Genomic DNA, 20,792 nt, shown 5'->3' with positions numbered 1-20,792 from the left:
GCCGACCAGCACCGGCTCGGGTGTCAGTGTGACACCAAACACATCACGTACTCCGTTTCGCACGGTGCGCGCCAGCGAAATCACGTCGTCGACGCTGGCCTCGCCGCGATTCGTCAAAGCAAGCGCATGCTTGGTGGACAGTCGACAGCGCGCGGTTGAGACGTCGGGATAGCCCTTGCCGAAGCCGGCTTGCTCGACTAGCCAGCCGGCGGCAAGTTTGACGCCGTCGGGAGCCGGATAGTGCGGCACTGCCCGGTCGACGCTGCTGGCCAGCTTCTGGTAAAACTCCGGTGCGACAACCGGATTGGTGAAAAACGAGCCCACACTCCAGGTGTCGTGGTCGGCCGGGTCGAGCACCATGCCCTTGCGGGCGCGCAAACCCAGCACCGCATCACGGACAGTCGCGGGATCCGCGCTCTCCCCGGCCGTCGCATCCAGCGCCGCGACCAATTCGCCGTAGCGCAGTGGCGCGCTGCGACCCGACACGTCCAGCGCGAACTCCACCTCCAAAACGATGGCCGCGTCGGAATGTTTGAGCACGCTGGTGCGATAACCGAACCCCAGTTCGGTGGGCGCCGCCCAGCTCACCGCGCCGCTGCGCCGGTCCAGCAGCCGGACCCGGGTGATGGTGTCGGCTACCTCGGCTCCGTAGGCGCCGACGTTTTGCACCGGGGTGGCGCCGGCCGAGCCGGGGATGCCCGACAGGCACTCCAGCCCGCCCAGGCCCGCGGCGATGGCCGCGACGACCACGTCGTCCCACACCGCCCCGGCCTCGGCCCGCACGATGTTGCCGTCGACACGGATGTTGTCGGTGGCTAACCGCACCACGGTCAGATCGGTCAGCGTCTCGGCGATCACCACATTCGAGCCCCCGGCCAACACCAGCAGCGGCTGGCAACCCTCGCCGTCGAGCTGGCGGAGCGTGGCGACCACCTGCTCGGTGCTGGTGCAGGTGATGACGCGCGGCGCGACCGGACCGACTCGCAAGGTGGTCAGCGGTGCAAGCGGCACCGCCTCGTCGACGCGCGCGCCGGCGAAAAGCGTTCCCACATCGTCCCTTTTCAGGCCCTTTTTCATCGGCCTTCACGGTAGCCTGACCTGCTATGCCGCGTTCGTTCGACATGTCCACCGACTATGCGGTCAGCGTCGAAAAGGTTCTGCAGGCCTTCAGCGAAGAGGAGTACTGGCTGGCCCGCCTCGCCGATTCGGGCGCCGACGACACCGCGCTGGATTCGATGCAAGTCGGCGGTCCATCCGGAGATGACGGCAGCATCGACGTGATCACCACGCAGGTGCTGCGCAGCGACCGGCTCCCGGGCGTGATCGCCCAATTCCACCGCGGCGATCTGCACATCCGCCGCGAGGAGAAATGGGAGCCGGTCACCAACGGTTCGGCGACCGCGACCATCACCGGCTCGATCCTGGATGCGCCGGCATCGTTGACCGGCAACGCGGTGCTGGAGCCGCTAGCGGAGTCGGGCGGCGCGCGGATGAAGCTCCGGGCCACCGTCGAGGTGCGCATCCCGCTGGTCGGCGGCAAGTTGGAGAACTTCATCGGTAACCAACTCGTCGAGTTGCTGATCGCCGAGCAGCGTTTCACCACCACGTGGATCGGCGAAACCGCCTGATCAGTCGGTCACGTCTATGCACGGCCTTCGGCGGCGGTGATGCCGCCTTTGAAGAGTTCGTCGATCACCTTCTTGAGCACCGGCAGCAACAGCCGGTCGACACCGGGGATCTTCGGCGTCGACCGTAAGTGCCAGCTGACCGCAGTTCCGGTTCCTGCTTCGCGCAGCTCGATCGTGCCGACGTGATCCCGGACCGGCGCGCCTGAGAGCAACTTGTACGCGTAACGGGTGGGTCGCTGATACTCGGTGATCTCTTCGACGATTGCGGGCCCGATCGCCTCGAGGCGTCTGATCGCACCGACACCGTTTGGGGCGGGGATCCCCTCGCGATCTAGCGTGCTGCGACGGCACGCCCACACGTGGTCCGCGATCGCGCGGTGGTCAGTGAGGGCATCGAACACTGTCTCGATCGGCGCCGTCGTGGTACGCGTGAGAGTGAACTCGATCATCCGCCCGCCTTGCTCCCGCTACGTGCTGCCGGTATCCGGTTGTCCACCGTCATGGTCTCTCCTTCGCTAGGTCAATGAATTCTGGCATCCGGGGGCGACCCGCCGCGCCCGGCTCCGCCGCGCTTGCGATCGCCCTAGGCGGCATCCGGGGGCGACCCGCCGCGCCCGGCTCCGCCGCGCTTGCGATCGCCCCTAGGCTGGCGGTCATGCGGATTGCGGTGGCGCAGATCCTGTCTGGCACCGATCCGGCTGACAACCTGCAGCTGGTGCGGGACTACGCCGGGCGGGCCGCTGAGGCCGGCGCGCGGGTGGTGGTGTTCCCGGAGGCGACCATGTGCCGGTTCGGGGTTCCGTTGGCACCGATCGCCGAGCCGGTCGACGGCCCGTGGGCCGACGGCGTACGCCGGATCGCGGCCGACGCGAATATCACGGTGATCGTGGGCATGTTCAGCCCGGCCGACGACGGGCGGGTCTACAACACGTTGCTGGCGGTGGGTCCAGCGGGGCCGGGCACCCCCAATCGGCCGGACACCCACTACCACAAGATCCACCTGTATGACGCCTTCGGCTTCACCGAGTCGCGCACCGTCGCGCCCGGCCGCGAACCTGTGGTGATCGACGTCGACGGCCTCGGGGTGGGGTTGACCACCTGCTATGACATTCGTTTCCCGGAGCTCTTCACCACGCTGGCGCGCCGCGGTGCCCAACTGATGGCCGTCAGCGCGTCGTGGGCTGCCGGGCGAGGGAAGCTGGAGCAGTGGACGCTGCTGGCCCGGGCACGGGCGCTGGACTCCACCAGTTACGTCGTCGCGGCCGGCCAAGCCGACCCCGGTGAGCCGCTGGCATCGACGGCACCGACCGGGGTGGGCGGCAGCCTGGTGGTTTCACCCTTCGGCGACGTGGTGGCGTCGGCCGGAGCCGACCCACAGTTGCTGATCACCGATATCGCTATCGATCGGGTGGCGCAAGCTCGCGAAACGATCGCAGTGCTGCGCAACCACTCAGCGTTTGCTCATGGTGATAGGGCAGAATCGCCCGGGTGACGAATCCGCAGGGACCCCCACACCAGGACCCGTCGATATGGGCTCGTCCGGGCAGCCAGAGCACGCCCACTCAGCCTGCGCCGCAAGCCGAGTCGCCAACCACCCAGGTGGCGCTGGGCCACGGTGGACTGCATGTCGAGCACGCCCATGAAGCACCGGCCAAGCCGCCGCGCCAGACCATTTCGCCCACCCTGGAATTCCCGGCTGCGTCGCCATACGGCCAGCCGCCGTCGCAGGACCCGCCAGCTGCCGTGAAAACCAAACGCCGCCGCTTCCTCGGCGATCCAGTGTCGATCATCTTGGTTCTCGTCATCGTGGCGGCGTTAGCCGTCGCCGGTCTGATCGCAGGCGAGCTCTATGCCCGCAACCGTGCCGACAGTGTGGTGGCCGCGGCCACCGAATGCGTGGTGCAGGACCAGGTTAAAGTGTCCTTCGGTCCGAGTCCGTTTCTGTTGCAACACTTCACCGGCCACTACCGCGACATCTCCATCCACACCGCGGGACACCAGATTCGCAACGCCAAAGGCATGACGGCTGACATCAACATCAACAACGTCGACCTGCACGGCAGCGGCGACTCAAAGGGCACCATCGGCGAGCTGGACGCCGCCATCACCTGGACATCGGACGGCATCAAGGAAACCTTGCAAGATGGTGTTCCGTTCGTCGGTGGCCTGATCAACAACGTCAGCACCAACACCAGTGCCGGCACCATCGAACTCAACGGCGCACTGAGCCTGGGCAGTGTCACCGTCAAACCGCAGGTTGCCGGCAGCGGGCTGTCATTGCAGGTCGTCAAGGTCACCGCGATGGGCGCCACGTTGCCGCACGAGACCGCGCAATCGGCGCTGGAAACCTTCACCTCGGCGCTGACCAAGGACTATCCCTTGGGTATTCGCGCCGACAGTGTGCAGGTCACCAATGACGGTGTGGTGGCCCACTTTTCGACGCGCGACGCCTCGATCCCGGCAGCCCAGACCGATCCCTGCTTCGCCCATGTTTAATGCAGACGATCACGGGTACAGGACCGACGCCATGATGCGACGACGTGAACGCCTTCGACGTCCCCCTGCCGATGCGGAACAATCGCGCTGATGACGAACTCGCGAGGACCATCGAGCGACGACCCATCGGAATGGGCTCGTCCGACCAGGCCGGCCGGACCCCCCAACCGCGGTACGCCGCCACGCCGTCAGCCCGCGGTGCCGCCGTCTGAATCACCCACTCGCCAAATCCGCCACGGCGGCCGCCCGCCGGATCCGGCCAGCCGTGATGTCCCACGGCCGCAGCAGCCCGGGCCGCCGCCGGGTCGCCCGCCCCAGCAACCAGGTCCACCGCCGCAGCAACCGGGTGTACCGCTGAATCGGCCGCCGCACCAACCGGGTCTGCCACCCAATCCGCGGCCGCGTCAGCCGGGCCCTCCACCACCCCCGTACGAACATCCCACCACCCGGATATCCACACCGCCGCCGTTGCCGGACACACCGGTGACCAGCAAACGCGGCTTCTTCGGTAACCGGACGGCGATCCTGTTGATCCTGGCGATCGTCGTGCTGCTGGTCCTCGCCGGGTCGATCGGTGCCGAGCTGTATACCCGCCATCTGGCGAGCAGCAAGGTGGCTCAGGCAGTCCAGTGCGAGGTTCAGGACAGCGCCAGCGTGTCCTTCGCCGGAGCCCCGCCGGTGCTGTGGCAATACCTCACCCGCCACTACACCGACATCTCCGTGCAGACCGCCGGCAATCAGGTGCGGTCGGCCAAGGGCATGAAGGTGAGCCTGGACATCCACGACATAAAACTCAACAACACCAGCAACTCTCAGGGCACGATCGGGTCGCTGAACGGCACCGTCACCTGGTCCGCGGACGGCATCAAGCAGTCGATCCAAGACGCCATCCCGGTGCTGGGCAACTTTGTCACCGGTGACGTCACCACCAACCCCGGTGACGGCACCGTGTCCCTGAAGGGCGCGTTCGACAGCGCCACCGTCAAGCCGCAGATCGTCAACAACGGGCTGTCGCTGCAAGTGGTCAGCTTGACTGCGCTGGGTTCCAAGATGTCAACAAATACGGTGCAAAAGGCCCTGGACGACCTCACCTCGAAAGCCACGCAGAACTATCCGCTGGGCATTCACGCCGACAGCGTGAAGGTCACCAGCACCGGCGTTGAGGGCACGTTCTCGACCAGCAACGCCACCATCCCCACCGGCGACAGTCAGGATCCCTGTTTCGCCAACCTCTGACGTCCTGGCTCACTCCAGACCGTCGAGGACCGCGCGGGTGCCCGACAGCCCCAACCGGGTGGCGCCCGCGTCGAGCATCGCCAGCGCATCGGCGGCAGTGCGGATGCCACCGCTGGCCTTGACTCCCAGCCGTCCGCCGACGGTCTCGGCCATCAGCGCGACCGCGGCGATCGACGCCCCGCCGGCGGGATGAAAACCCGTCGAGGTCTTCACGAAATCCGCGCCGGCGTCTTCCGCGGCACGGCAGACGTCGGTCAGGGTCTGGTCGTCAGAAAGCGTCAACAACGCCGCCGATTCGACGATCACCTTGAGCACGGCGGTGGGAACGGCGGCGCGCACCATAGCGATCTCTGACCGCACCGCGTCGACGTGACCGGCCACCGCGGCCCCGATGTCGATGACCATGTCGATCTCGCTGGCGCCACAGGCGACGGCCAGCGCTGCTTCCCGTGCCTTTATTTCGGGCAGATGCTTACCCGACGGGAAACCCGCGACCGCCGCGACCCGCACTCCCGCGGTGTTCGCATCGGGCACCATCGACGGCGAGACGCAGACGGCGTAGACGCCCAGCGCTGCGGCCTCGGCCGCGACCGCAGCCACCTCGGCGGCGGTGGCCTCGGGCTTGAGCAGAGTGTGGTCGACGAGGGCCGCCACCTGTTCGCGGGTCGGTCGGCCGGGCATCAGAAGCGCTCTTCGGGACCGCCGGGGTTGCATCCGGAGCCGATCATCGTGGTGTCGTCGACGACCGGCCGCCACGGCTCCAGGTTCCAGCTGGCCTTGCCGGGTTGCAGAACCTCGGCCAACTCCCAATGGCAGAGAAACTGCTCGCGCATGCCGGGAGTGCCGGCATCCGGCGCCAGCGCGAGCACCTCGGACCACGCCTCGTCGGCGTCGGGCCCCGCCGAACCGAGGGTCTTGGCGGCCGCACGGCCGGACGCCGTCGGATAGACCCGCAGGCTGGGCAGGTGATTCCACTGCGACCACTGGGTCCAAGAAACGTGGTCGACGAACGGCGGCGGGTATGACGGCCCGCTCGCCCCGGCGGCGCCCGGATCAGCGGATGCGGGCGCGGCAACCGACAGCGCGACGATGGCGGTCGCCCCGAGGGTCAAAACTCGCATGCCGCTATCGCGACTTGCCCTGAATCTCAAGGAGTTTCGGCCGAACATCGACCAGGTAGACACCCGCCGCGCAGGCGCCGACAACGATCCCCAGCACCGACTGCGCCGGCAACAGCAGGGTGAGCAGGGTGGCGACACCCAAGATCATCAACCACACCGGCTTGGTCATCTTGTCCGCGGCGGTGTAGGCGTCAGGCCGCTGGATCGCCGCATGCACGAAGGCGTAGAGCGTCATCAGGAATACAGCGACCTGCAAGACGAACAGGACGATAAACACGAGATTCACTCAATAAGCGTAAGCGGGCGACGCCGAAAACGTCGACTCCGAGCCACCCGGCTGGACGACTCGGAGTCGATGTGTCACGCAAGTCGGCGCTGCCGCTGCCGCGCAGCGCAGAAGGCGCCTTTACTTCTGGGTGACCTTCTTGGCCGGAGCCTTCTTAGCCGCAGCCTTCTTAGCTGCAGCCTTCTTGGCCGGCGCCTTCTTAGCCGCAGCCTTCTTGGCCGGGGCCTTCTTGGGCAGTTCGATGCCGACCAGCTTGGCGGCACGCTCGCCGACCGCGCGGGTCTGCGAGGCAACATTGCCCAGCGCCTCCTGAGTCAACTCGACCGCCTGGTCGACGCTTTCGCGAGCACGCGCCGACGCGTCGTCGAAGCCGGCCTGGCTACGCAGCCGCTCGAGAGCAACCTCACCGCGCTCGACCAGGTCGTTGTACCGAGAGGTCGCCGCCTCGACATAGCCTTCCGCGGCGCTGCGCAGCTCGTCAGCGGTGAACCGTTCGCGCAGCTCGCGCAGCTGCTCGGGCAGATCCTCCTGCAGCTTGGTCAGGCGGGCACGGCTCTCCTCGACCCGGCTGCGGGTGTCGGTGCGGGTCTCTTCGGCACGCTCACGCAGCTCGGCGAGCAGGTCGTTGACCGTGGCCAGGGCCAGGTCGGCGGCACCCAGCGCGGCGAGCAGCGGGGCCTTCAGGTCGTCAATGGTCGTGTTCTCGGCCATCGTGTTTCCTTTCGTGATTTTCGTTGTGTCAATCGGTTGGCATTGCTCGATGTCACGAGCTCGTGGGGGTTATGCGGGTCTACGCAGGCGCATTCCCCTCCCCGGCAGCTTCGTTCTGTTGAACGAAGGACGTGTAGGTGTCCAGTAGCACCTGCTTCTGCCGTTCGGTGATCGCCGTGTCCGTGACGATAGCGTCGCGGACTTCGCTGGACTCGCTCGGCTCGAGAATTCCAGCCTGCACGTAGAGAACCTCGGCCGAAACCCGCAGCGCCTTAGCGAGTTGCTTCAGCACATCGGCGGACGGTTTACGTAACCCGCGCTCGATCTGGCTGAGGTACGGATTGCTGACACCGGCTTTTTCCGCCAACTGTCGCACCGACACTTGGGCCGCCTCACGCTGCGCCCTGATGAAGCTGCCGATGTCGGACGCAGCGGTCGACACCACAGCGGCAAGCTTCTCTTCCTGCGGCATGGCGACTCCTCGTGTCGGACAATCGGTGCGGACGAGCCCCACAGTAAAACCTGGTGCTAACTTTTGCAAGCACTTGTTAGCAAGTGCTCAGAACAGCAGCTGCGCCAGCCCGTAGATGGCCAGCCCGGCCAGCGAGCCCACGACCGTACCGTTGATCCGGATAAACTGCAGGTCACGGCCGACGTGCAGTTCGATGCGCCGGCTGGCTTCCTCGGCGTCCCAGCGCTCGATGGTGTCGGTAATAATCGCAGTGATCTCGACCCCATACTGGGCGACCAGGTGCTCGGCGGCACGCACGATCCAGTTGTCGACCTTGTCCCGCAGATCGGCGTCATCGCGTAGCGATTCACCGATGCGCACCACCGCGTCCGTGATGCGGGTGCGCAAGGCGCTGGACGGGTCGTCCACACCCTCGAGTACCAGGCGTTTCAGCGTCTTCCAGGCCGTCGCCGCCGCTTTGGTGACCTCCTCGCGGGCCATCAACTGCTCTTTGACCGCTTCAGCGCGCGCGATCGTCGCCTCGTCGTGCTGCAGGTCGTCGGCGAACTCGAACAGAAACCGCGTCGCCGACCGGCGCAACTCGTGATCTGGGTTGCGGCGCACCTTGTCGGTGAAGTCCATCAGCTCGCGGTGGATACGGTCGCCGACGAGATGGTCGATGAATCGGGGCGACCAGCTCGGTGAATCGCGCTCGACGACCCGCTGGATGACCTCTCCGGCGTTCAGTGACCACTGAAATGCCCGGTCGGCCAGCAGTTGGATCAGCGCCTCCTGGCGGTTCTCGGCCAGCAACGTGGCCAGCACCCGGCCCACCGGCGGACCCCACTGCGGCTCGGCGATGCGCCGCACGATCATCCGGTCGATGACGTGCTGGACGTCGTCGTCGCGCAGCAGTTCCACCATGACCCGCAGCACGGTCGCGCTCTCGGCGGCCACCCGCTGGGCATGCGAGGTCTCCGACAGCCACTTGCCCAGCCGGCTCGGGATCTGCGCGTCGCGAAGCTTGGTTTCCACCACCTGCGAGGAAAGGAAGTTCTCCCGCACGAAGGTGCCCAGTCCCTCGCCCAGCTGGTCCTTCTTGCGTTTGATGATCGCGGTGTGCGGTATCGGGATCCCGAGCGGGTGCTTGAACAGCGCGGTCACCGCGAACCAGTCCGCCAACGCACCGACCATGCCGGCCTCCGCGGCGGCCCCCACATAACCCACCCAGGCGGGCGCCGTACCGCCCGCCTGCGCCCACCGGCAGCCCAGGAACACCGCGGTGGCGCCTACCAGAAAACTCAGCGCCACCACTTTCATTCGTCGCAGTCCGCGACGCCGCTCGGCATCAGCTTGCGGATCGGCCCCGACGAACGACTCGGCGAAGGACGCGGGTTTGCGGGGCTCCGGTGTCGGAAGCGTTGCCAGACCAATGCGCGCCGCCCGCAGGCTCCGCGAATCGGCTCGGTGTTTGGGTCCCGGAGTGGGTCTCCCGTTCAGTCCGACTGCCACCACACCATCATCCGCTATCCGCGTTGCTGTTCGGCAACAATGCGCGCCCTCCGCGGGCACGATCCGCTTGGGCAGAAAGCCGGACGATCGGGGGCGGTAACTGTTACCGGTCCAACAACGAAACTCCGTCTTAGGAGGTGCGAGGCGAGAAAGCCGCGTCGATAAGTCGTACTATCAAGAGCATTTAGTGAATGGGAATCAGCGGATAGTGGCAAAGCAGGTCCCCGCCGGGACGGCAAAAATTGATGGCCGGAAGCGACGTTGGCACCAGCACAAGGTGGAACGCCGCAATGAGCTGATCGACGGGACGATCGACGCGATCCGACGGCGTGGCCGCTTCGTGAGCATGGACGAGATCGCCAGTGAGATCGGTGTCTCCAAGACCGTGCTTTACCGGTATTTCGTCGACAAGAACGACCTGACGACCGCGGTGATGATGCGGTTCGCCCAAATCACCCTGATCCCCAACATGTCGGCGGCGATGTCGTCGAACCTGGACGGCTTCGAGCTGACCCGCGAGATCATCCGGGTGTACGTGCAAACCGTGGCAAACGAGCCGGAGCCGTACCGGTTCGTGATGGCCAACAGCTCGGCCAGCAAGAGCAAGGTGATCGCCGACTCCGAGCGAATCATTGCCCGCATGCTGGCGGTGGTGCTGCGCCGCCGCATGAAAGCGGCCGGAATGGACGTCGGCGGAGTGGAGCCGTGGGCCTACCACATCGTCGGCGGCGTCCAGCTGGCCACCCACTCGTGGTTGCTCGACCCCCGGATGAGTGCCGACGACCTGATCGACTACCTGACCATGCTGAGCTGGAGCGCGCTGTGCGGGATCGTCGAGGTCGCCGGCTCGGTGGAGAAATTCCGCGGCCAACCGCATCCGTCGCCGATCGTGCCGCCGCTAGGTTCCTGATATGACTCACCTGACAGTACGTTCCCGGCTCAGCTCCTGGGGCTATGCCCTGCGCACCACTAATCCGCCGCCGGACGGGCCGGTCGACCTGGTCACCCGCTGGATTGTCGTCACCCGCGCCGCGGTGTTGCCGATGACCCTGTTCGCCGGCCTGGTCGCGGCGCTGTTGGCGATCGGCCAGCCGGGATTCGATTGGCGCTGGCTCGTTCTCGCAATCGCCGGAATCCTGTTGGCGCACACCGCCAATAACTTGATGAACGACCTTTTCGACACCCAGACCGGCACCGACAGCTCCAGTTACCCGCGCGCTCTCTACGCCCCGCACCCGGTGCTCTCGGGGCTGGTCAGCCGCCGCACCTTGCTGATCGCGATCGCCGCGGTGAACATCGCCGACCTGGCAATCCTGATCGTGCTGACGTGGGCGCGCGGCTGGCCCGTGGTGGCCTTCGCATTGTCGGGCTTCGTGCTCAGCGTCGCCTACACCGCGCCGCCGATACGACTCAAAAAGCGCGGTCTCGGCGAGCCGGACGTGCTGGTGGTCTGGGGTCCGCTGATGGTGTGCGGAACGTACTACTCAGCGGTCGGCAACGTCGGCTGGGATGTCCTGCTGGCGTCGCTGCCCTACGGACTGCTGTGTACGACGGTCCTGATGGGCAAGCACATCGACAAGATCCCCTACGACGAGCCCCTTGGCATCCGCACGCTGCCGGTGATCTTCGGGGAAGCTCGTGCTCGCGCGGTGACGCTAAGCATGATGGTCGGGTTCTACCTGCTGATTGCGGCGGCAGTGCTGGCCAAAGCGATGCCGTGGCCGGCGTTGCTTGTCGTCGTGGCGCTGCCCCGACTTGTCAAGGTGTGGCCCTATTTCCGGCGCCCGCCGCCCGACGAGCCGCCGGCCAAATACCCGGTCTGGCCACTGTGGTACGCGGCGCTGGCCTGGGTGCACGTGCGCCAAGCGGGCGCATTGCTAGTGGTAGGCCTGGCTATCGGCGCGCTGCTGCACGCCTTCTAGCCTGCTGCTATTTGGTCAGGGTGAACTGACCGACGTTGGTGATGCCTCGCCGGAAGAAGTCTGCGCAGCCGGTCAGGTACCGGATGTAGCGGTCGTAGACTTCCTCGGACTGGATGAGGATGGCGCGTTCGCGGTTGGCCCGCAGATTGGCGGCCCACATGTCCAACGTGCGCGCGTAGTGCGGGCGGAGCAACTGGATCCGTTCCACAGCGAAATTGGTGGCCTCTGACAAGTCAACAATGTCTTCGACGGCGGGTAACTCGCCGCCAGGGAAGATCTCTTTCCCGATGAACCGCATGAACTTCAGGTCGCTGATCGTCACCGCGATGCCGTTGTCCCGGAAGTACTTCGGCGTGTGCGCCAGTATCGTGTGCAATAACATCCGGCCGTCATCGGGAAGAATGTCGTATGCCCGGTGGAAGAAAGCGGGGTACCGCTGGGCTTTGAACGCTTCGAAGGCGCCGATGGTGACGATCCGGTCGACCTTTTCGTCGAACTCTTCCCAGCCTTGCAGCCGCACCTCAACATTGCGTCCGGTCGGGATCTTGGCCAGCCGGGCCTTGCTGTACTCGCACTGGTTGCGGCTGAGTGTGATGCCAATAACGTTGACGTCGTACTTCTCGATTGCTCGCTGCATCGCGCCGCCCCAACCGCAGCCAATGTCCAGCAACGCCATCCCTGGCTCAAGGTTGAGCTTGCCGAGCGCCAGATCGAACTTGGCGTTTTGCGCCTCTTCGAGGGTCATATCATCGCCGTCGAAGTATGCGCAGGTGTACGCCATGGTGGGGTCGAGGAATAACGAGAAGAATTCGTCTGAAACGTCGTAGATCGATTGCGACTCTGTGTAGAACGGCGTCAAGTTTGACATTTGCGGCAGCTACCTCACCCTTAACATTGTCGATCTGACGTCGAGCACGCTAATCCGCTAAAGCGTGCTGGCCGGCAGCTGCCGTATCGCTCAGTAAAAGCAATGTGCGAACCCGGCCTTGGCCTTACATTCAAGCGGGTACTGTACCACCCCGGCCGCCTGCAGCCCGGTCGCCGCGTGCTTCTGGGCTGCCAACGTCAACCAGACCGCGCGTGGCCGTTCGCGATTGATCCGCCGTCGGACGGCGCGGAGTCGCCGAAGGCCTGTCTCGGTGAGGCCGCTGAGATGTTGCATCTCCTTCACCGGAAAGCAAGCAGGGCAAGAGAATTCGACGACCTTGACGCTCACCCGCGCGGGGCTGCCCAGCAATAACGATGGGATAGCGGTGTCAGTATCGCCCGAAGGCCAAGGCGACGTTATGGCCGCCGAAGCCGAAGGAGTTGTTGATCGCGTACCGGTAGTCACCCGAGCGCGGCTCGTCAGTCACCACATCCAGATCGACCTGCGGGTCCAAGTTGCGCAGGTTCAACGTCGGCGGGATGACGCCGTCCCGCAGGGCCAACACGGTCAGAATCGACTCCACCGCCCCAACGGCGCCAATCGAATTGCCGAGCGCCGCCTTCGGCGCGTAGACCGCTGGCCGGTGGGCCCCCAACGCCTTGTTGACTGCCTTCGCCTCGGCCAGGTCGCCGACCGCGGTGCCGGTGGCGTGCGCGTTGACGTGGTCGATGTCGCGCGGACTCAGCCCGGCAAGCTCAATCGCCCGGGCGATCGCGTGGCCGGCGCGTTCGCCGTTGGGATCGGGCGCCACGATGTGGTAGCCATCTGAGGTGATGCCAGCACCCATCAGTCGACCAAAGATGTTGGCCCCGCGGGCCTTCGCATGCTCCTCGGTCTCAACGACCATCAGCGCTCCCGCTTCGCCGAACACAAAGCCGTCCCGGTCCCTGTCGAACGGGCGGCACGCGCCGGCCGGATCGTCGTTGTTGGTCGAGAGCAAGTGCTGCTGAGCGAAGGTCGCGATGGGAACGGCCTCGATCCTGGTCTCGACGCCGCCGCAAATCGCGATGTCGGCCTCACCGAGCACGATGTTGCGCCACGCATACGCGATGGCCTCGGCGCCGGACGCGCAGGCAGACACCGGTGTGGTGATCCCCGCTTTGGCGCCATGTTCCAGCCCGACAGCCGCTGCCGCCGCGTTGGGCATGGCCTTCTGCACGCCGAACGGCGAAATCGCCCTGATACCGCGTACGCGGATGTCGTCGTAGGCGGTGATCCATTCCTCGGTCGAGCCCATCCCTGTGCCGATGGAAACCATCAGCCGGTTGGTGTCGACCTCGGGCGAGCCGGCGTTCGCCCAGACCCGCCGGCCGAGCCTTGTCGACATCTTCTGCAGAAACAGGTACCGGCGCAGTTCCACCCGGGTCAGTTCATGGTCGAAATCCTCGAGCAGATGTCCGCCGATGCGGACCGGTAGGTCGAACTCCTCGACAAATAGATCATCGAGCTTACGAATCCCGCTCTGTTTGTCCAGCAACTTCTTCCAGGTGCTATCCGCGTCCGTGGCCAGAGCGGTCGTCATCGCGATACCGGTGACGACCACATCGGGAAAACCATTTCCGGTTGACAACTGCGCCATGGCGTTGCTTCGTTCACCTCCTCTAGGGCTTCAAAGCTCTTTGCACCAGTCTGGTACCCGCCGCGACTCCGAATAAAGCCTAGATCCGGTCCCAACAGGTCGCCGGAGACTGAACACAGCTATTGGCCGTCGGGGTGATTGCCGCGGCCTGACGAGGGGTATAGGTTCGCCATGATGACGAGCGACAACGCAGGTGAAGCGGCTCTAGCGCCGAACGTCGACAACATCCAGTCGCACTACGACCGGTCTAACGACTTCTTCAAGCTGTGGCTCGATCCGTCGATGACCTACAGTTGCGCCTACTTCGAGCGCGACAACATGACCCTGGAAGAGGCGCAGTTAGCCAAAATCGATCTGTCGCTGGGCAAGCTGGGTCTGCAGCCCGGGATGACGCTGCTCGACATCGGCTGTGGCTGGGGTTCCACCATGCGGCGGGCGATCGAGAAGTACGACGTCGACGTGATCGGGTTGACGTTGAGCGAAAATCAGCTGGCGCACAACAAGGAGAAGTTCGCCGAGATGAACTCTCCGCGCATCAAGGATGTGCGACTGCACGGCTGGGAGGAGTTCGACGAACCGGTCGACCGTATCGTGTCGCTGGGAGCGTTCGAGCACTTCGCCGACGGCGTAGGCACTTTCGAGCGATACGCCGACTTTTTCAAGATGTGTTACCACGTGCTGCCCGACGATGGCGTCATGCTGCTGCACTCGATTGTGGTGCCCACTGAAGAAGAAGGCCAGCAGATGGGGCTGAAGCGAACGATGTCGCTGATACGGTTCATCAGCTTCATCCGGAAGGAGATCTACCCCGGCGGCCGGTTACCGACAATTTCCGTTGTCGACAAATACGCGACCGCGGCCGGCTTCGACATCACCCGTCATCACATGATCGGGCACAACTACGTGCGCACCTTGGACACCTGGGCCAAGGGGCTGGAAGCGCAGAAGGAAGAGGCGATCGAGTTGAAAGGCGAAGACGAGTACAACACCTTCATGAAGTACCTGACCGGTTGCCGGGAGCTGTTCCGCGACGGCTACACCAACGTGTGCCAGTTCACCATGGAAAAACCAGCCGCCTAACCGGCGATTACTTGGTCAGGGCGAACTGAGTGACCTCGCTGATTCCCCGGCGGAAGAAATCGGCGCAGCAGAAAGGTCGTAGATAGCTTGCGACTCTTCGCAGAACAGCCTTAACCCATTCAATCCAGCAATGCACCTATCGAATAGGCCCCGTCCCGTGCACAAAACCGTAGCTGGAAGCGGGCAGCACGGCGGAAAGGCCTGGCGCCCATTGCAACTCGGTAGCCGGACATGAGTCGACGGACGCAGTAGAACCTCAGTAAGAGTAGAACCCCTTGCCGGATTTCTTCCCCAGCAAACCCGCCTCCACCATCCGCAGCAAAAGTGGCGGCGCGCCGTAATGCGGCTCCTTGAATTCCTGGTACAGCTTATCGGCGATCAGCTTCAGGGTGTCCAGGCCGATCAGATCGGATAGCCGCAACGGCCCCATCGGATGCGACAGCCCGGCAACAACTGCCTTGTCGACATCTTCGACGGTGGCAAAGCCGGCCTCGACCATCCGGATGGCGGAAAGCAGGTAGGGCACCAGCAATGCGTTCACCACGAAGCCGGATCGATCCGAGCACCGCACAACCTGCTTCTTCAGCACCGCGCTGGCGAACTCCTCGGTGCGAGCGGCCGCGGCTTCGTCGGTGACCAGCGTGCTGACCAACTCCACCAGGGGCAGCACCGGAACGGGGTTGAAGAAGTGCAGACCCAACACCCGGCCCGGATTGGCGGTGGCAGCAGCGACCTTCATGATCGGAATGCTCGACGTGTTGGACGCCAGGACGGCGTCCGGGTTGGTGATCACCCGATCCAGCTCGGCGAAGATCGCGGTCTTGACGTCCTCGTCCTCGACCACTGCCTCGATGACCAGCTGCCGGTCGGCCAGCTCGGCGAGATCGGTTGTGAACTTCAGCTTGGCGACCGCAGCGTCGCGCTCGCGTTCGGTGATCTTTCCGGCACTGACACCGCGCTCGACGGATTTGACGATCCGATTGCGCCCGGCATTGGTGAGGGCCTCGGTCGGCTCGTAGACGAGCACGTCAACCCCGGCGCGGGCCGATACTTCGGCAATGCCGGCACCCATTTGGCCAGCCCCGATGACTCCCACTCGTTCGATCGGCACGTTTCTCCTTAAGGCTCCGCGGTCCCATTACCCGGCGGATAGGCACAGGCCCCGCCCAGGTTCGCCGGGCGGGGCCTGTGCTGTCAACTTCGCGGGATCAACCGCTCAGGAGCTCAGTGACTCAAGCCATCGGTTCGACTTCGTCCTCGCGGGCAAGCCGCTCGTTCTCAGTGGCTGAAGCCGTTGGTTTCACTTCGACCTCGCGGGCAAGCCGCTCGTTCTCAGTGAAACTGCCCCTCTTCGGTCGAGCCGGCCAGAGCCGTCGTCGACGAGGTCGGATCCACCGTGGTGGCGATGCGGTCGAAGTAACCGGCACCGACCTCACGCTGGTGCTTGGTCGCGGTGTAACCCCGCTCCTCAGCGGCGAACTCGCGCTCTTGCAGCTCGACGTAGGCGCTCATCTGGTTGCGGGCGTAGCCGTAGGCCAGGTCGAACATCGAATAGTTGAGCGCGTGGAAGCCGGCCAGCGTGATGAACTGGAACTTGAATCCCATTGCGCCAAGCTCTTTTTGGAACCGCGCGATGGTCGAGTCGTCGAGGTGCTTGCGCCAGTTGAACGACGGCGAGCAGTTGTAGGCCAGCATCTGATCCGGAAACTCGCTCTTGACGCCCTCGGCGAACCTGCGGGCCAGCTCCAGGTCCGGCGTGCCGGTCTCCATCCAGATCAGGTCGGAGTACGGCGCGTAGGCCTTGGCACGAGCGATGCACGGCTCCAGGCCGTTCTTCACTCGGTAGAAGCCCTCGGCGGTGCGCTCACCGGTGATGAATGGGCGATCGCGCTCGTCGACGTCGGAGGTGATCAGCGTGGCCGCTTCGGCGTCGGTGCGGGCGATGACCACCGTCGGCACCCCGGCGACGTCGGCTGCCAGGCGGGCGGAGGTCAGCGTGCGGATGTGTTGCTGGGTCGGGATCAGCACCTTGCCACCGAGGTGACCGCACTTCTTCTCCGAAGCCAACTGGTCCTCCCAGTGCGAACCCGCGACACCGGCGGCGATCATGGCCTTCTGCAGCTCGTAGACGTTGAGCGCGCCACCGAAGCCGGCCTCACCGTCGGCGACGATCGGAGCGAGCCAGTTCTCCACGGACGTGTCGCCTTCGACCTTGGCGATCTCGTCGGCGCGCAGCAGCGCGTTGTTAATGCGGCGCACCACCTGCGGCACCGAGTTGGCCGGGTACAGGCTCTGGTCGGGGTAGGTGTGGCCGGACAGGTTGGCGTCGCCGGCGACCTGCCAACCGGACAGGTAGATGGCCTTCAGGCCGGCGCGCACCTGCTGCACCGCCATGTTGCCGGTCAGCGCGCCGAGCGCGTTGACGAACTCCAGGTCGTGCAACTGGTTCCACAGCACCTCGGCGCCGCGGCGAGCCAGCGTGTGCTCCTCGACCACGCTGCCCTGCAGGGCGACGACGTCGGCGGCTTTGTAGGTACGGGTGACGTCCTTCCAGCGCGGGTTGGTGGCCCAGTCGTGCTGGATCTGTTCGGCGCTCTTCGGCGTGCCAACGCTGGACATGCGCTGCTCCTCAAGGTTGTTGAGCCGAGGGTCCCGGATTTCCAGGCTTGTTAACTCCCTCAGCATCTTTGCTGACCTGCTAAGTCGAAGATGGCACAGGTTAGCTTCGCAGGTCCACCCATTTCCATTGCCAACTTTGGCTAGGACTTCGCGCAATTTTGCAAAGCTTGCGAAGGTGGGCTGAAACTGAACCGTTTCAGAAACTACCGGTCAGTAACATAAACGCGCAGGTCAATACACAAGTTTGCGTGACGGCCGTACTGCTATAGCGCGAAGATCGACGCGACCGCTTTGGTCTCGTCGCCGACGGCATATGTGAGCGTTCTAACAGTGCGATCAGCCAGGTCAGCGCCGAATCGATCGGTTGATCCGGGCTGATGCACGTGGGAGATGATCTCGAGCTTGTCGCCCAGCGCCACCGGGGCGTCGTGCTCGATGGTTACCCGCAGCGGCGCTTTGAGCAGCTCCGGGCACGATGCGAGGTAGTCCTCGATCACACTCCAGTACACGGAGTTGTTCACGTGGTCGAATAGGTCGATGTCGGTCACCCGAACCGGAAACTCGTGGATCTCCGCGGCTCCGGTTCTCAGGTCACCACTGCCGGCGCTCAGATAGGCCTTCCACCGCAGCCGGTCGATATCAGTGGTTTTCCGCAGGCCCTCGAGGAAGTCGTCGGCGATCCGCGACGGCATCTCGGTATCGCGGTTGATGTTGATCCAAAAGGCCTCGGACTCCATCAGCCCGCCTTTGCGCCCGTCGATGCGGACCCGCATCTCACACCAGCGGTTCGATGTGCCCGAACACCATCGACGCATCCGCAGCATGTCGCCGAACTCGACTGGACGGATCAGGTCGACCATGGTCCGGCGGACAATCCAGAGCGGATGGGTTTCCTCAAACCCCATCTCGCGCAACTGATCCTGGCCGATGTCCTGGATATGACGGGCGGCCGCGTCGAAGCGCAGCCGACCCTCGCGATCGATGTCGGCGACGCGCAGCGGCCACTCACGGTCGAAGACGTCAGGATGACCGTCTGGGACCGGCATCATCACTTTGTCCAGGCTCACGGTTTCACTCCACGCTACGTCTCATGCTGGGCCTTCTCACTCCGCAACGCGACATAATCCCTGGTTGCTAGCTGGCCTAGCTTAGGTTCCCCCAAGCAAGGATCATGCCAAACGACCTCGCGGCGGCGCCAATCCAGAGCGTCGTGCCAACTCTGCAAACCTTGTCTTCGCAACGCCGGTAGGCTGGGCGGGTGTCCAAGACGTTCGTCGGATCCCGTGTTCGCCAGCTGCGCAGCGAGCGCGGCTTCAGCCAGGCCGCGCTGGCCCAGATGCTGGAGATCTCGCCGAGTTATCTCAACCAAATCGAGCATGACGTCCGTCCGCTGACGGTGGCCGTGCTGTTGCGGATCACCGAAGTCTTCGGGGTGGACGCCACGTTCTTCGCCTCTCAAGACGACACCCGGCTGGTCGCCGAACTGCGTGAGGTGACAATGGACCGCGATCTGGACATCGACGTCGACCTGTCCGAAGTAGCCGAGATCGTCAACGGGCACCCAGGGTTTGCGCGGGCCATGGTCAACCTGCACCGCCGCTACCGGATCACCACCGCCCAGTTGGCCGCCGCCACCGAGGAACGGTTCTCTGACGGTAGCGGCAGCGGGTCGATCACCATGCCGCATGAAGAGGTGCGGGATTACTTCTACCAGCGGCAGAACTATCTGCACGAGCTGGACACCGCCGCCGAGGATCTGACCACGCGGATGCGGTTGCACCACGGTGATCTGGCCGGCGAGTTGTCCCGCCGGCTCACCGAGGTGCACGGCGTGTACATCAACAAACGCATCGACCTCGGCGACACCGTGCTGCACCGCTACGACCCGGCGACCAAGACGCTGGAGATCAGCAACCACCTCTCGTCCGGCCAGCAGGTGTTCAAGCTTGCCACCGAGCTGGCATATCTGGAGTTCGGCGACCTCATTGACAGCATGGTCACCGAGGGCAAGTTCACCAGCGACGAGTCGCGCACGCTGGCCCGGCTCGGGCTGGCCAACTACTTCGCCGCGGCCGCGGTGCTGCCGTACCGGCAGTTTCACGACGTCGCGGAGAACTTCCGCTACGACGTCGAGCGGCTCTCGGCCTTCTACTCGGTGAGCTACGAGACCATCGGACACCGGCTGTCCACGCTGCAACGGCCGTCGATGCGGGGTGTGCCGTTCTCCTTCATTCGGGTAGACCGGGCCGGAAACATGTCAAAACGCCAGTCGGCCACCGGCTTTCACTTCTCGTCCAGTGGCGGCACCTGCCCGCTGTGGAACGTTTACGAGACCTTCGCCAACCCGGGCAAGATCCTGGTGCAAATCGCCCAGATGCCCGACGGCCGCAACTACATGTGGGTGGCCCGCACCGTGGAGCGGCGGGCATCACGGTATGGTCAGCCCGGTAAAACCTTCGCGATCGGCCTGGGCTGCGAACTCCGCCACGCTCATCGGCTCGTCTACTCGGAAGGACTCGACTTGTCCGGGGATATCGCCACGCCGATCGGCGCGGGCTGCCGGGTCTGCGAACGCGACAACTGCCCCCAGCGGGCGTTCCCCGCTCTGGGCCGCGCCCTCGACCTCGACGAGCACCGCAGCACGGTGTCGCCATACCTGGTGAAGCAAACATGAATGAAGTCGGCCGGATCCCCGCTTCCGGAAGGATCGGCGATCTGGGACTGATCAATTGGATCTTGGCGAAGTCCGCCGCCCGTACCGTCGGCGCTCCGCAGATGCATTTGTTCGCGACGCTGGGTCAGCACAAGCGGCTGTTCTTGGCAATGATGCCCTATTCCGCGCTGTTGCTGCGGGGCCGCTTACCACTCGCCGACACCGAGTTGGTGATCCTGCGAGTCGCTCACCTGCGCGGTTCGGAATACGAGCTGCAGCATCACCGCAAGATGGGGCGCCGTCGCGGGCTCGATGATCAGACCCAGGAGATGATCTTCGCCTGGCCTGACGCCACGGGCGGGCTGTCCGACCGGCAGCGTGCGCTGCTGGCCGCCACCGACGAGTTCATCAACAACCGCTCGATCAGCGCCGAGGTCTGGCAGCAGCTGTCGGCTTACCTCGATCGGCGTCAACTCATCGAATTCTGCATGCTCGCAGGCCAATACGACGGTCTGGCCGCGACGATGTCAGCCCTCGAAATCCCGCTGGACAACCCACGATAGCAACCGC

At 64.8% G+C, this 20,792-nt stretch carries 22 protein-coding genes; 9 read left to right on the top strand and 13 right to left on the bottom strand.

Features of this window, described 5'->3' with window-relative positions; genetic code table 11:
- Window positions 1-1,065: UDP-N-acetylmuramate dehydrogenase (locus tag VEI45_RS14230; protein ID WP_324854229.1), on the bottom strand; the 1,065-nt coding region annotated here is incomplete at its 3' end.
- A gap of 38 nt (window positions 1,066-1,103) precedes the next feature.
- Here VEI45_RS14230 and VEI45_RS14225 point away from each other — a divergent pair.
- Entirely contained in the window at window positions 1,104-1,628 is a 525-nt protein-coding gene (locus VEI45_RS14225; protein WP_324854221.1) for a DUF2505 domain-containing protein, read from the top strand.
- Window positions 1,629-1,642: 14 nt separating this feature from the next.
- On the opposite strand, the gene VEI45_RS14220 is transcribed toward VEI45_RS14225, so the two are convergent.
- Window positions 1,643-2,077, bottom strand: coding sequence for an SRPBCC family protein (locus VEI45_RS14220; RefSeq protein ID WP_324854219.1), 435 nt, complete (start codon window positions 2,075-2,077; stop codon window positions 1,643-1,645).
- Window positions 2,078-2,283: 206 nt separating this feature from the next.
- Here VEI45_RS14220 and VEI45_RS14215 point away from each other — a divergent pair, with 206 nt between their 5' ends.
- The 3 genes from VEI45_RS14215 to VEI45_RS14205 all read left to right on the top strand — a co-directional run bounded on the left by VEI45_RS14215 (window position 2,284) and on the right by VEI45_RS14205 (window position 5,360).
- Window positions 2,284-3,120: a carbon-nitrogen hydrolase family protein gene (locus VEI45_RS14215; RefSeq protein ID WP_324854217.1), complete on the top strand. Its 837-nt coding sequence runs from the start codon at window positions 2,284-2,286 to the stop codon at window positions 3,118-3,120.
- On the top strand, window positions 3,117-4,124 hold the full coding sequence (locus tag VEI45_RS14210) for a DUF2993 domain-containing protein (RefSeq protein WP_324854215.1): 1,008 nt from the start codon (window positions 3,117-3,119) through the stop codon (window positions 4,122-4,124). Before VEI45_RS14215 ends, VEI45_RS14210 begins: the two co-directional genes overlap by 4 nt.
- Before the next feature lie 90 nt (window positions 4,125-4,214).
- Window positions 4,215-5,360 carry a DUF2993 domain-containing protein gene (locus VEI45_RS14205; protein WP_414687479.1) on the top strand — a complete coding sequence of 382 codons (1,146 nt, stop codon included), beginning with the start codon at window positions 4,215-4,217 and terminating at the stop codon, window positions 5,358-5,360.
- A 9-nt stretch (window positions 5,361-5,369) separates the two neighbouring features.
- On the opposite strand, the gene deoC is transcribed toward VEI45_RS14205, so the two are convergent.
- The 6 genes from deoC to VEI45_RS14175 all read right to left on the bottom strand — a co-directional run bounded on the left by deoC (window position 5,370) and on the right by VEI45_RS14175 (window position 9,378).
- On the bottom strand, window positions 5,370-6,041 hold the full coding sequence (gene deoC / locus VEI45_RS14200; RefSeq protein ID WP_324854211.1) for a deoxyribose-phosphate aldolase: 672 nt from the start codon (window positions 6,039-6,041) through the stop codon (window positions 5,370-5,372).
- Window positions 6,041-6,481: a DUF2599 domain-containing protein gene (locus VEI45_RS14195; RefSeq protein ID WP_324854209.1), complete on the bottom strand. Its 441-nt coding sequence runs from the start codon at window positions 6,479-6,481 to the stop codon at window positions 6,041-6,043. Before VEI45_RS14195 ends, deoC begins: the two co-directional genes overlap by 1 nt.
- A gap of 4 nt (window positions 6,482-6,485) precedes the next feature.
- Window positions 6,486-6,716, bottom strand: coding sequence for a DUF2516 family protein (locus VEI45_RS14190; protein ID WP_324854228.1), 231 nt, complete (start codon window positions 6,714-6,716; stop codon window positions 6,486-6,488).
- Between the two features lie 171 nt (window positions 6,717-6,887).
- On the bottom strand, window positions 6,888-7,478 hold the full coding sequence (locus VEI45_RS14185; protein WP_324854207.1) for a heparin-binding hemagglutinin: 591 nt from the start codon (window positions 7,476-7,478) through the stop codon (window positions 6,888-6,890).
- 79 nt (window positions 7,479-7,557) lie between these two features.
- A complete protein-coding gene (locus tag VEI45_RS14180; RefSeq protein WP_324854226.1) occupies window positions 7,558-7,950 on the bottom strand; it encodes a helix-turn-helix transcriptional regulator in 393 nt (130 codons plus the stop codon).
- 87 nt (window positions 7,951-8,037) lie between these two features.
- Window positions 8,038-9,378, bottom strand: a complete 1,341-nt coding sequence (locus VEI45_RS14175; protein WP_324854223.1) for a DUF445 domain-containing protein — start codon at window positions 9,376-9,378, stop codon at window positions 8,038-8,040.
- Between the two features lie 271 nt (window positions 9,379-9,649).
- On the opposite strand from VEI45_RS14175, the gene VEI45_RS14170 reads away from it, so the two are divergent.
- Together VEI45_RS14170 and VEI45_RS14165 are read left to right on the top strand one after the other, a co-directional pair.
- Window positions 9,650-10,351, top strand: coding sequence for a TetR/AcrR family transcriptional regulator (locus tag VEI45_RS14170; RefSeq protein ID WP_324854205.1), 702 nt, complete (start codon window positions 9,650-9,652; stop codon window positions 10,349-10,351).
- 1 nt (window position 10,352) lies between these two features.
- Entirely contained in the window at window positions 10,353-11,363 is a 1,011-nt protein-coding gene (locus VEI45_RS14165; RefSeq protein ID WP_324854203.1) for a prenyltransferase, read from the top strand.
- A gap of 7 nt (window positions 11,364-11,370) precedes the next feature.
- Here VEI45_RS14165 and VEI45_RS14160 read toward each other — a convergent pair whose 3' ends face one another.
- Window positions 11,371-12,231, bottom strand: a complete 861-nt coding sequence (locus VEI45_RS14160) for a cyclopropane mycolic acid synthase family methyltransferase (protein ID WP_324854201.1) — start codon at window positions 12,229-12,231, stop codon at window positions 11,371-11,373.
- Window positions 12,232-12,619: 388 nt separating this feature from the next.
- Entirely contained in the window at window positions 12,620-13,870 is a 1,251-nt protein-coding gene (kasB, locus tag VEI45_RS14155) for a 3-oxoacyl-ACP synthase KasB (protein ID WP_324854199.1), read from the bottom strand.
- A 174-nt stretch (window positions 13,871-14,044) separates the two neighbouring features.
- On the opposite strand from kasB, the gene VEI45_RS14150 reads away from it, so the two are divergent.
- The gene (locus VEI45_RS14150) at window positions 14,045-14,950 is read left to right on the top strand and encodes a cyclopropane mycolic acid synthase family methyltransferase (RefSeq protein ID WP_324854197.1); all 906 of its coding nucleotides are present in this window, start codon (window positions 14,045-14,047) and stop codon (window positions 14,948-14,950) included.
- Window positions 14,951-15,206: 256 nt separating this feature from the next.
- On the opposite strand, the gene VEI45_RS14145 is transcribed toward VEI45_RS14150, so the two are convergent.
- From VEI45_RS14145 to VEI45_RS14135, 3 genes are all read right to left on the bottom strand, one after another.
- Window positions 15,207-16,061 carry a 3-hydroxybutyryl-CoA dehydrogenase gene (locus VEI45_RS14145; protein WP_324854195.1) on the bottom strand — a complete coding sequence of 285 codons (855 nt, stop codon included), beginning with the start codon at window positions 16,059-16,061 and terminating at the stop codon, window positions 15,207-15,209.
- Window positions 16,062-16,282: 221 nt separating this feature from the next.
- Complete coding sequence (gene aceA, locus VEI45_RS14140; RefSeq protein WP_324854193.1) at window positions 16,283-17,569, bottom strand: isocitrate lyase; 1,287 nt, start codon at window positions 17,567-17,569, stop codon at window positions 16,283-16,285.
- 263 nt (window positions 17,570-17,832) lie between these two features.
- Complete coding sequence (locus VEI45_RS14135) at window positions 17,833-18,636, bottom strand: acyl-[acyl-carrier-protein] thioesterase (protein WP_324854192.1); 804 nt, start codon at window positions 18,634-18,636, stop codon at window positions 17,833-17,835.
- Window positions 18,637-18,827: 191 nt separating this feature from the next.
- Here VEI45_RS14135 and ramB point away from each other — a divergent pair, with 191 nt between their 5' ends.
- Window positions 18,828-20,243 (top strand): acetate metabolism transcriptional regulator RamB, encoded by a 1,416-nt coding sequence (gene ramB, locus VEI45_RS14130; protein WP_324854190.1) that lies wholly within the window; start codon window positions 18,828-18,830, stop codon window positions 20,241-20,243.
- The gene (locus tag VEI45_RS14125) at window positions 20,240-20,785 is read left to right on the top strand and encodes a carboxymuconolactone decarboxylase family protein (RefSeq protein ID WP_324854188.1); all 546 of its coding nucleotides are present in this window, start codon (window positions 20,240-20,242) and stop codon (window positions 20,783-20,785) included. Before ramB ends, VEI45_RS14125 begins: the two co-directional genes overlap by 4 nt.
- The last annotated feature ends 7 nt before the right edge of the window (window positions 20,786-20,792 follow it).

The organism is Mycobacterium sp. (assembly GCF_035623875.1).
In the GTDB taxonomy this organism is placed as follows: domain Bacteria; phylum Actinomycetota; class Actinomycetes; order Mycobacteriales; family Mycobacteriaceae; genus Mycobacterium.
This window is presented reverse-complemented; position numbering and strand designations above follow the sequence as displayed.

Coding starts and splice junctions, on each gene's coding strand:
- VEI45_RS14225 (WP_324854221.1), top strand. CDS start 1,104: ATGCCGCGTTCGTTCGACATGTCCACCGACTATGCGGTCAGCGTCGAA.
- VEI45_RS14220 (WP_324854219.1), bottom strand. CDS start 2,077: ATGATCGAGTTCACTCTCACGCGTACCACGACGGCGCCGATCGAGACA.
- VEI45_RS14215 (WP_324854217.1), top strand. CDS start 2,284: ATGCGGATTGCGGTGGCGCAGATCCTGTCTGGCACCGATCCGGCTGAC.
- VEI45_RS14205 (WP_414687479.1), top strand. CDS start 4,215: ATGACGAACTCGCGAGGACCATCGAGCGACGACCCATCGGAATGGGCT.
- deoC (WP_324854211.1), bottom strand. CDS start 6,041: ATGCCCGGCCGACCGACCCGCGAACAGGTGGCGGCCCTCGTCGACCAC.
- VEI45_RS14195 (WP_324854209.1), bottom strand. CDS start 6,481: ATGCGAGTTTTGACCCTCGGGGCGACCGCCATCGTCGCGCTGTCGGTT.
- VEI45_RS14190 (WP_324854228.1), bottom strand. CDS start 6,716: ATGACGCTCTACGCCTTCGTGCATGCGGCGATCCAGCGGCCTGACGCC.
- VEI45_RS14185 (WP_324854207.1), bottom strand. CDS start 7,478: ATGGCCGAGAACACGACCATTGACGACCTGAAGGCCCCGCTGCTCGCC.
- VEI45_RS14180 (WP_324854226.1), bottom strand. CDS start 7,950: ATGCCGCAGGAAGAGAAGCTTGCCGCTGTGGTGTCGACCGCTGCGTCC.
- VEI45_RS14165 (WP_324854203.1), top strand. CDS start 10,353: ATGACTCACCTGACAGTACGTTCCCGGCTCAGCTCCTGGGGCTATGCC.
- VEI45_RS14160 (WP_324854201.1), bottom strand. CDS start 12,231: ATGTCAAACTTGACGCCGTTCTACACAGAGTCGCAATCGATCTACGAC.
- kasB (WP_324854199.1), bottom strand. CDS start 13,870: ATGGCGCAGTTGTCAACCGGAAATGGTTTTCCCGATGTGGTCGTCACC.
- VEI45_RS14150 (WP_324854197.1), top strand. CDS start 14,045: ATGACGAGCGACAACGCAGGTGAAGCGGCTCTAGCGCCGAACGTCGAC.
- aceA (WP_324854193.1), bottom strand. CDS start 17,569: ATGTCCAGCGTTGGCACGCCGAAGAGCGCCGAACAGATCCAGCACGAC.
- VEI45_RS14125 (WP_324854188.1), top strand. CDS start 20,240: ATGAATGAAGTCGGCCGGATCCCCGCTTCCGGAAGGATCGGCGATCTG.